This window comes from Nitratireductor sp. GCM10026969 (assembly GCF_042660605.1).
Taxonomy (GTDB): Bacteria; Pseudomonadota; Alphaproteobacteria; order Rhizobiales; family Rhizobiaceae; genus Chelativorans.
In genome coordinates, this window is record NZ_JBHSUM010000262.1 from 1 (window position 1) to 2,654 (window position 2,654).

Consider the following 2,654-nt stretch of genomic DNA (forward strand, 5'->3'; position numbering starts at 1 on the left):
CCGCGGCCTGCGCGCCGTCATCTGCATGTCGAGCCTCGTCCCGCAAGCGAAAGTAGACGGCATCCGGGCGCTCGGCGCCGAAGCCCGCATCGTCGGCCGCAGCCAGGACGAGGCGCAGGTGGAAAGCAGCCGCCTGGCGCGCGAGGAGGGGCTCGCCGAAATCCCGCCCTTCGACGATCTGCGCGTCATCGCCGGCCAGGGCACGATCGGGCTCGAGCTTCTGGAGCAGCGGCCGGATCTGGAGACAGTCCTCATCCCGCTTTCAGGCGGCGGGCTGGCCGCCGGCATCGGTTTCGCGTTGAAACGCATCAAGCCGTCCGTCCGCGTGATCGGCATCACCATGGACCGCGGCGCGGCCATGCACGCCGCGCTGGAGGCGGGCAAGCCGATCCCGGTCACGGAAGTCGAAAGCCTCGCGGATTCGCTCGGCGGCGGCCTCTGCCACGACAACCGCCACTCCTTCATGCTTTGCCGCGATTGCCTCGACGAGGTGGTCCTGGTCACCGAGGAAGAGATTTACCGAGCGATGCAGGCCCACTATTTCGAGGACCGGATCGTCTGCGAGGGTGCAAGTGCCGTGGGCGCGGCCGCGCTGCTCTCGGACAAGCTGGACGGTCTGAACGGCCCGGTGGCGAGCATCATAACCGGACGCAACGTGGATATGGCCGTCTTCACCGACATCGCAAGCGGCCGCGACGTGCGGCTAGGCGAGTATTTGCTTAAAGGCACCCGATATGGCGCATGACATTTTCATCCTGACCGAACCTGAGTTGCGCAACGCCGTCCGTCTCGATACGGAGGCGGTGAAAGTGGTCGAGCAGGCCTTTGCCGCACTCGGCACGGGCAAGGTGGTCATGCCGCCGATCCTGTCCATGGCAATTGCAGAAGCCAATGGCGAGGTGGACGTGAAAACCGCCTATATCCCCGGCTTCGACGGCTTCGCCATCAAGGTGAGCCCCGGCTTCTTCGACAATCCCAAGATCGGGCTGCCGAGCCTCAACGGGCTGATGATCCTGTTTTCCGCCAGGACCGGGCTCGTGGAGGCCCTGCTGCTCGACAACGGCTATCTGACTGATATCCGCACGGCGGCGGCCGGTGCGGTGGCGGCGAAGCATCTGGCGCCGCAAAACGTGGAGACGGCCGGCGTGATGGGCACCGGGCTTCAGGCGCGCCTGCAGATCGAGGCCGCGCGCCTCGTCCGCCCCTTCAAGCGCGTCCTTGTCTGGGGCCGCGACCGGGAGAAGGCGAAGGCTTGCGCGAAGGACATCGCCGCAGCAACCGGCATCGAGGCGCAGGCGGAAGGCGACCCGGCCCGGCTGGTGGCCGAAAGTCAACTGGTCGTGACCACCACGCCCGCCGAGGAGCCGATCCTGAAGGCCGACTGGCTGCATCCGGGCCTGCATGTCACAGCCATGGGGTCCGACCAGGAGGGAAAGAACGAAATCGAGCCCCGCGCCCTCGTCGCAGCCGATCTCTATGTTGCGGACCGTGCGAGCCAGTGCGAGAAGCTGGGTGAATTGCGTTCCGCCGTTGCGGCGGGCCTGTGGCAGGGCGGCACGCCGACGGAACTCGGCGAGATCGTCAACGGCAGGATCGGCCGGACGAGCCAGGACCAGGTGACCATCTGCGATCTCACCGGCACCGGTGCCCAGGACACTGCGATCGCCACCTTTGCGCTGAAGCAGGCGAAGGAGGCGGGCGCCGGGAGCATGATAAGGAGTTAGATTGCCCAGGCTGCGCGGCTTCGCTTCGTGTGCAAGCCCTTGTCAACAATGTTCAGGCATGGATACGGAAGGGGGACGGGAAGGGTCTCGTCTGTATTCGCGCGCCCTCTTCCAGGCAGGAACACTTGAATGCTGAAACTCGACGACCGCGACCTGAAAATCCTCGCCATCCTCCAGAAGGAAGGCCGGATCTCCAAGACGGCGCTGGCCGAACGGGTGAACCTCACGCCCGCGCCCTGCTGGGAGCGGCTCAAGCGGCTCGAGAACGCCGGCATCATCACCGGCTATCGCGCAGACGTCGCGCTCAACCGCATCGCGCCCCATGTCGTCGTCTTCATGGCCGCGGAACTGGAGGGGCACCGGGCGGAAAACTTCCAGCTCTTCGAGCGCTGGGTGAAGAACATCGACGAGATCGTCGGCTGCTGGGCCGTGGGCGGCGGCTTCGATTACATCCTGCAGGTTGTCGCGCCGGACATCGACGCCTATCAGCGCCTCGTCGACCAGCTTCTGGAGGCGCGGCTGGGGCTCGTGCGCTACTTCACCTACATCGTCACCAAGCCGGTCAAACAGCCGAAAAGCCTTCCCATCGAGCTCCTTGTGGCAGGCGAAACCACTCCGCAGAAGAAATAACGCCAAGAACCTGTTCACTTTAGAAAGATCATTGGCGCCAGGCCGCGCTTACGGCGGTTTTTTTGGGCCCTTCGGCCCCATTTCATGGGCAGTATCAGCGCGATCCGATTAGGGAGTGAGCCCATGTCCGCCCTTGCCGCACTCGAAAAAACCGACCTCTCTCACCTGCGCGACCCGCGCCTCTTCCGCGAATACGCCTATGTGAACGGCCGCTGGATCGCCGCCGAAGGCGACCGCGCGCTCGACGTCACCAATCCGGCCGACGGCGCCCGCCTCGGCGCCGTGCCCGCGCTCGGCGCC

3 protein-coding genes are annotated in these 2,654 nt (G+C 65.5%); all 3 read left to right on the plus strand.

The genetic code is table 11. From position 1 onward, the window contains the following. Window positions 1-745 (plus strand): pyridoxal-phosphate dependent enzyme (locus ACFP9U_RS24590; protein ID WP_378625456.1); only part of this gene is annotated, 745 nt, incomplete at its 5' end. After that, entirely contained in the window at window positions 735-1,724 is a 990-nt protein-coding gene (locus ACFP9U_RS24595) for a cyclodeaminase (RefSeq protein ID WP_378625458.1), read from the plus strand. The genes ACFP9U_RS24590 and ACFP9U_RS24595, both read left to right, overlap by 11 nt. Before the next feature lie 129 nt (window positions 1,725-1,853). Beyond that, window positions 1,854-2,354 (plus strand): Lrp/AsnC family transcriptional regulator, encoded by a 501-nt coding sequence (locus tag ACFP9U_RS24600; RefSeq protein WP_378625460.1) that lies wholly within the window; start codon window positions 1,854-1,856, stop codon window positions 2,352-2,354. Window positions 2,355-2,654 lie beyond the last annotated feature (300 nt).